Origin of the sequence: Limibacillus sp. (assembly GCA_037379885.1) — a bacterium.
GTDB lineage: Bacteria > Pseudomonadota > Alphaproteobacteria > Kiloniellales > CECT-8803 > JARRJC01.
The window spans coordinates 1-6,915 of record JARRJC010000072.1 but is presented as its reverse complement, the minus strand read 5'-3'; the positions used below and the strand labels follow the sequence as shown (position 1 = coordinate 6,915).

The 6,915-nt window shown below is 55.5% G+C and carries 4 protein-coding genes; 3 read left to right on the top strand and 1 reads right to left on the bottom strand.

All coding sequences use genetic code 11. The features are described from left to right. On the top strand, positions 1–805 hold an 805-nt coding region (locus P8X75_13925; GenBank protein MEJ1996281.1), incomplete at its 5' end, for a polyphosphate kinase. A 461-nt stretch (positions 806–1,266) separates the two neighbouring features. After that, entirely contained in the window at positions 1,267–2,064 is a 798-nt protein-coding gene (locus tag P8X75_13920; GenBank protein ID MEJ1996280.1) for a c-type cytochrome, read from the top strand. Positions 2,065–2,208: 144 nt separating this feature from the next. Here P8X75_13920 and P8X75_13915 read toward each other — a convergent pair whose 3' ends face one another. Then, positions 2,209–4,821, bottom strand: coding sequence for an HAD-IC family P-type ATPase (locus P8X75_13915; GenBank protein ID MEJ1996279.1), 2,613 nt, complete (start codon positions 4,819–4,821; stop codon positions 2,209–2,211). 328 nt (positions 4,822–5,149) lie between these two features. Here P8X75_13915 and P8X75_13910 point away from each other — a divergent pair, with 328 nt between their 5' ends. Further along, the gene (locus P8X75_13910; GenBank protein ID MEJ1996278.1) at positions 5,150–6,727 is read left to right on the top strand and encodes an oleate hydratase; all 1,578 of its coding nucleotides are present in this window, start codon (positions 5,150–5,152) and stop codon (positions 6,725–6,727) included. The last annotated feature ends 188 nt before the right edge of the window (positions 6,728–6,915 follow it).

The following is a 6,915-nucleotide window of genomic DNA, read 5'->3' as shown; positions in this document are numbered from 1 at the left end:
ACTACTCGACCGCATGGAGCATAAGCTCGAAGCACCATGCCACCCCGCGCCCGCTCCAACACCTCCACTTAAAGCTAAGGGAATCCCTGGCCCAACGATCCTGGATCGCTTAGATCTCTCAAGCAAGCAGCACCCAAAGACATATCGAAAGCAACTAAATGCGCTGCAGCAACGTCTTCATAAACTTACACAAGCCGATGATTTTAAACGCAGCGGCATGATAGTGGTGTTTGAGGGGGCCGACGCTGCAGGTAAAGGCGGTTGCATCCGGAGAGTTGTGCGCCAGCTTGACCCGCGCATCTACCAAATCCATTCGATCGCAGCGCCCACTGACGAAGAGTTAGCCCACCCTTATCTCTGGCGATTCTGGCGGCGTATTCCTTCTCAGGGCCGCTTGGTTATTTTCGATAGGAGTTGGTATGGACGAGTGCTCGTTGAGCGCGTGGAAGGGCTCTGCCCCATCGAGGATTGGCAGCGCGCCTATCAGGAGATAGCTGATTTCGAAGGTGAGCTTGTGGAAAGCAAGCGGAAGGTCGTCAAGTTTTGGCTGCAGATCAGCAAAGACGAACAATTGAAGCGCTTCAAGAGTCGGGAAGAGACTCCCTTTAAGCGCTTCAAGATAACTGAGGAGGATTGGCGTAATCGGAAGAATTGGGACTCTTATCAGGCAGCGGCGGTGGAAATGATTGATCGAACGAGCACCATCAACGCACCGTGGGTTTTGGTTCCTTCTGAAGACAAGAAGTTTGCCAGGATCAAAATTCTTGAGACGCTATGTAATCTCTTGAGTGAAAAGAGATCGTGAGGGTCAATGTCGGTATTGTCAGGGGTTAACGTCCGCTTTTAGCCGGTAGCGGACATGAAGATTTCGAGTTTGTCTTTCTTCTAGGTCGGCTCGAATCGCCTCTGATATCGTTTAAAAGCTTGGTCTTTATCCAAGCTTGAAGCCTCCCTGTTATCTTGCCGCGCCGTCCTTATTGATGGCGCGGCTTTTTTGATAGATCCGTGCTGAGGTTTTGGGGATTGGTGTGAGCGGAATGAAGGTCCGCTTTTAGCCAAGCGCGAACAGTTTGCAGATTGTCGGGGATCGATTCCCCACCTTAGCTGATCGCTAAAGGCATCTTCCCTAAAGAGCCCCCTCACGCGTTTTGCTCAGGTGATCCATATCAAAGCAGACGCCTGAATATCAGCATATTCTAACACAAAATATCTGTAAAAACCTTTTCAAGCATTGAGAAGCCAACTCAAAGTGGGAGGGACCCATAAATGCTAAGTAAATCAATTAAGATAGGCTTGTTTACCTCTATGGCAGGTGCCCTAGCAGTTGTTGCATTCAGTCTTGGAGAGCGAGCTTTAGCGTCAGAAGATGATGAGGCCTACCATAGAGATTACATCTATGGAGCACCTTCGGAGCCTAGCGACGCCTGGGTTTTGGCGAAAGGAGCGCGTCTTTATGACAACTGGTTCTCCTCATTAGATGTTGATAAGCCTGATAGCACACATCCCCTCTGGCCAGCATCTAACACGAAGAAAGAAGGCGCTGTAACGTGGCGTTGTAAGTCGTGTCACGGATGGGATTACTCGGGAGCTGATGGTGCTTATGGAAAAGGTTCCTATAAGACTGGCATCAAGGGTGTTCGTGCGTATGCCGGAAAAGATCCCTCAGAAATCCATCAGATCATCATGAGTGAGGCCCATGGCTACACCCACGATATGATCCCTAAGGAAGCAATGCTATGGATCGCGGCTTTCGTTAGTCAGGGTCAGGTCGATGTTTCCGAATACATAAAACCCGACAAGACTGTCCTTGGTGACCCAGAGCGCGGAAAGGCGCTTTTCCAGAATATCTGCGCTTCATGTCACGGCTTCGATGGTCGCGCATTCAACTGGGGTGATGAAAAAGAACCCGGCTATGTCGGGACTGAGGCCCAAGCTAATCCGTGGGAGGTTCTGCATAAGATCAGAGCTGGGCACCCTGGTGTTGAGATGCCCGCTTTGATGGCATTGCCCATTCAAGACCAGGTGGACGTACTCAGCTACTCAAAGACGTTGCCAGCGGAATAGGAGCTGCTTCAGGCTAGAGGAACATAATGGGGCTGCGAAACTTGCAGCCCCATTCTTCTTCCCGAGTTTGATAATTTTCAGTTCGAGGGGCCTCGGTTTTAGTCTGCTTCTAGCCAATAGCGGACATTCGCTTAGACATTCGTGCTAGGGTTCTTTGCGCCCGCGATATTTCTTGTAGCTTTCCATCAACAGCACCAGCCCCAACGCTAGAGGGATCAGCAGCGCAAGCGCCTCCCAAGTTGGTGGCACGATATCCAAGGTATCACCCAGCCAGGGTATCCAGGCGCTCGCCAGGTGCAGCCCAAGGGCTCCGGCTATGGAGAGGACAAGCAACGGATTCCCCGATAGTGGTAAGCGAAGAATTGAGCGCCGCTCCGATCGGCAATTCAATGCATGAACATTTTCAAAAAGCACCATCATCAGCAGCGTGGCGCTGCGCGCCTGCGTCTCGCCCCAGCCCCAATGAAGACTGAGGCCATAGACCAGAAAGGCGCTACAGCCCATGTAAAGTCCTGCTAGCCCAACCTGCTCGGCCATCCGACGGTCAAACAGCGGTTCGCTAGGTGGCCGGGGCGAGCGATCCAGGGTATCAGGTTCGCCCTTTTCGAAGGCCAGGGCCATGTCTTGGATGCCGTTGGTGACCAAGTTCAGCCACAGTAGCTGCACGGCAAAAAGCGGTAACGGCAGACCGACGATAAGGGCCAGGAGGAAAAGCACGATCTCGCCGAAACCCGTCGCCAGCAGCAAAAGCGTCACACGGCGTACATTGTCATAGGCGATACGGCCCTGTTCGATGCCAGCGACGATGGAGGAGAAGGCATCGTCGGTCAGGATCAGATCGGCGGCAGAACGTGCAACATCGGTGCCAGAACGCCCCATGGCCACCCCGATATTTGCCGAGCGCAGGGCGGGCGCGTCGTTGACGCCGTCACCGGTGACGGCAACATAATGCCCCGCCGCCATGAGGCTTTCGACGATTCTGAGCTTCTGAAGCGGCTCGACACGCGCAAAGACCCGTGCCGCGCAGATACGCTCCTCCAGCATTGGGTCTTCGGAATGCAGGTCGCTGCCGGTCAAGATCTCCTCTTCGGTTTGCGCCAAGCCGAGAGACTGGGCAATGGCGAGCGCTGTCCGCGGATGATCGCCGGTGACCAGACACACCCGGACACCAGCCCGCGCACAGTCCGAAACGGCCTGCTGAGCGCCTTTGCGCAGTGGGTCGCTGAGACCGACAAATCCCAGGAAACGAAGTCCCCTGGGCGGTTGCTCGGTGATATGAGCTTCGGCTTCCGATAGTTCGCCAGACGCCACGGCGATGACCCGCAAACCCTCTGAGGCCAAGGCGTCTGCCACCGCATGACTTTCTTCGGACACATTCTCACAGAGCGGCAGTACGACCTCCGCCGCACCCTTAACGCAAGCCAGGAGGCGTGAGGTCTGTGCCCCTTCCTGGCGGTGAAAGGTTGCCTGATAGCGCCGCTCGGGCTCATAGGGTATGCCGTAAAGCCGTGGCCATTTGCCTCGCTCGGCAGTGACCATCAGACCCTGGTCGCGCGCAGCGGTCAGGAAGGCGCGGTCGACGGCGTCACCGATGGTCTCTTCGCCTGAAATCTGCGCGTCGTTGCACAGCAGCCCTGCGCGCAGCAATGCGTGCAGAGACTCGCAAGACGGACTCTTTCTGCCGTTGAGAGTTTTATGGCCGTCGAGCGCTGTGTAGGCGCGCAAGATGGTCAGGCGATTTTCAGTAAGCGTGCCGGTCTTGTCGCTGGCGATCAGTGTACAAGCGCCCAAACCTTCGACCGCAGGCAAAGCGCGCACGATCACGTTGTGTTGGGCCATGCGGCGGCTGGCGATTGAAAGCGCCACGGTTATGGCGATTGGTAAGCCTTCCGGGATTGCCGCCACAGCCAGGGCGACGGCGGTAATGAAGACCTCGACCAACTCCGCGCCCCGCATGTAGTCGGCCAGAGCAATGATGGCGACTATCACCACGCTGGCAATGGAAAGGCGCCGTGTGAAACGGGTTATTCTCAAAACCAGGGGCGGCGGTTGTTCACTGGTGCTCTGCAGAGCGCTGGAGATGTGGCCTATCTGCGTCTTTGCGCCGGTCTCCACCACCAGTCCGAGCGCCCGCCCGCCATTAACCGAAGACCCAGCAAAGGCAAGATTGCAGCTGTCGGTTAAAAGCGCCTCGTGAGGCAGAAGAAGCTTCGCGTCCTTTGCCACTGCTTGCGACTCTCCGCTGAGCAGAGACTCATCGATTGACAGGCGCTGGCTTTCAAGCAATCGCAAGTCGGCAGGTACGCTGTCGCCGCTTTCCAGCGCAACGATATCACCGGGCACGAGAAGGCTGGCGACGATCCGTTCTTCGCCGCCGGGCCGCAGCACCCGCACGTGCGATTCCATGTAGCGGTGGAGAGCGGCAGCGCTCTGCTCCGCGCCTTTTTCCTGAGCGGCGCCGACGCCTGCGTTAAAGATCAGAACCACTGCAATGAAGGCGGCGTCTTCTCCCTCACCAACGATAAGGGAGATGGTGGCGGCTGCGATCAGTAGCAGCACCAGTGGATTGGTGAACTGGCGCAACAGTATGGCTCCCCATCCAGGGGGCTGTCTGCGGGGCAGGATGTTAAGCCCAAAGCGTTTGCGCCGCTGTGCTGCTTCCTGTGAGTCCAAGCCTTCGCGGCGACTTTCCAGCAGCATCAGCGCATCTTCGCCAGACAAGGCTTGCCATGCTGCTTTACGCTCACCTTGGGTCATGATCTCTCTCTCCGCACCATCCGCGGTTACAGCTTGCCGCGCAGCGCCTTTTACGGGCATTGCGCTGGCTCAATCGAGGGTGATGCTGTCACCATAATTAGGAACTTCGGAGGTTCAGCAGAGTTTTTCTTCAATGAGTATCAGGCACTCTGCGGGGCTGCGGTTACGTTCGCTTCTAGCCAGTAGCGGACGTTGGGTGCCTGTTTGAGTTGGTCTTATTCAGTGATCATTTTCAGAGGGGCAGGCCATCTCATCTGATCCATGTCATCGCTTGGTCCTCCCCCTTTGGGTAGACCGAGCAGGCATCACAATTAGAGAGGGATAGTAAATGCCCAACTCTGTAACGCGAGAACAGCACCACATCGTTGGTGGCGGCATCGCCGGATTGGCGACAGCGGTCTATTTGATCCGCGACGCTGAGGTCGAAGGCGAAGATATTTGCATCTATGAACAGCTCAGCGTCGCAGGAGGATCGCTCGACGGATCGGGCAATGCAGAGGTCGGATACATGATCCGCGGCGGTCGAATGTTCGAAGAGCATTTCGCCTGCACTTTTGACCTTCTGCGCACAATTCCGTCCACGAATGATCCGGATATTTCTATTGCCGAAGATATTTTTGCTTTCAATCGAATGGTTCCCGGTTCATCCAATTGCCGACTAGTGCGTGATGGCAAACCAGCCGAGGATCGCTACCATCTCACGCTCAGTGCGCAAGACATCGTTGATATCAACCGGCTTATCCTGCAGTCGGAACGGACCTTAGGCGGCCAAAGCATCGAAGATTGGTTCCAGCCCTCGTTCTTCGAGACTAATTTCTGGCTGATGTGGTCCACAATGTTCTCTTTTCAGCCGTGGCACTCGTTGGCCGAAATGCGTCGCTACCTACGGCGGTTCATTCACCTTTTCCCCGGCTTCACCCGGATCGCTGGGATTCTGCGCACGCGTCATAATCAGTTTGATTCGGTGATTGCCCCTATCCTGACTTGGCTGAGAAACCGAGGTGTGAAAATTTTGACCGACACACAGGTCATCGACGTCATAATCGAGGGAACACGACAAGACCGACGTGCCACTTCACTCGTTTTAGCGGACGGTAGGAAACTGTCGATCCGCGAGGCCGACGGCATTTACCTCACTCTGGGGTCGATGACTGATGGTTCTGTACTGGGGTCAAACAACAGCGCCCCAGGACTCCATGATCGCGAGGGTGGTGCATGGACACTTTGGCGGATGCTCGCAGCAAGAAATGAAGGATTCGGCCACCCCGAGGTGTTCTGCGCCGATACCGGCAGAACCGCGTGGCATTCCTTCACGGTTACCATGGATGGGCCCGATTTTTTCGAGTTCATGGAGGATTTCACAAACAATCGGACCGGAACCGGAGGGCTAATTACATTCGCAGATTCAGGCTGGATCCTCTCCATCGTTCTTTTCCATCAGCCTCATTTCCGTGACCAGAAGCACGGCACCTACATTTTCTGGGGTTATGGTTTGCGTGGAGATCGTACCGGCGATTTCGTTCAAAAACCGATGTGGGAGGCGACAGGTGATGAGATCATTTCTGAGCTTTCCGGGCACCTCAAGCTGACCAATGCGCAAAAGGCATGGTTCGATACGGCGCGCGTTCTCCCATGCCGAATGCCGTTCATCACTAGCCAGTTCATGCCGCGTCGCTCTGGCGACCGTGCCGATGTGCGCCCTATTGGTGCTCGAAACTTTACTGTAATCGGGCAGTTTTGCGAGCTGCCCCGAGATTGCGTATTCACTGTGGAATATTCTGTGCGCTCCGCTCGAACCGCCGTGGCGAGTTTGACCGGGCGGGTGCCTCTGCCACCGCCAGTTGCACGAACTGACCTCGACCCGATGGTGTTAGTTCGGGCCGCGCGGGTGCTGTTCGGCACGTGATCATTTTGGCGCGGCGCTGTTCCGCGTTTTCTTTGTTGCTCTCGTTTTTGTACTGAAGCTCTGAGCGACCACAGCGAACAACTGGTTCAGGTAGGTCTTAGCGTTGTTCTGCGCCGTGAAGATTCTTCACTTTGTCCACAACGGGTGAACTTGTAGGGGCGAGAGGATTGAATGTCTGCTTCTAGCCA

Bases quoted from the DNA above. Each gene is read 5' to 3' on its own strand.
- P8X75_13920 (MEJ1996280.1), top strand. From the start codon at position 1,267: ATGCTAAGTAAATCAATTAAGATAGGCTTGTTTACCTCTATGGCAGGT.
- P8X75_13910 (MEJ1996278.1), top strand. From the start codon at position 5,150: ATGCCCAACTCTGTAACGCGAGAACAGCACCACATCGTTGGTGGCGGC.
- P8X75_13915 (MEJ1996279.1), bottom strand. From the start codon at position 4,821: ATGACCCAAGGTGAGCGTAAAGCAGCATGGCAAGCCTTGTCTGGCGAA.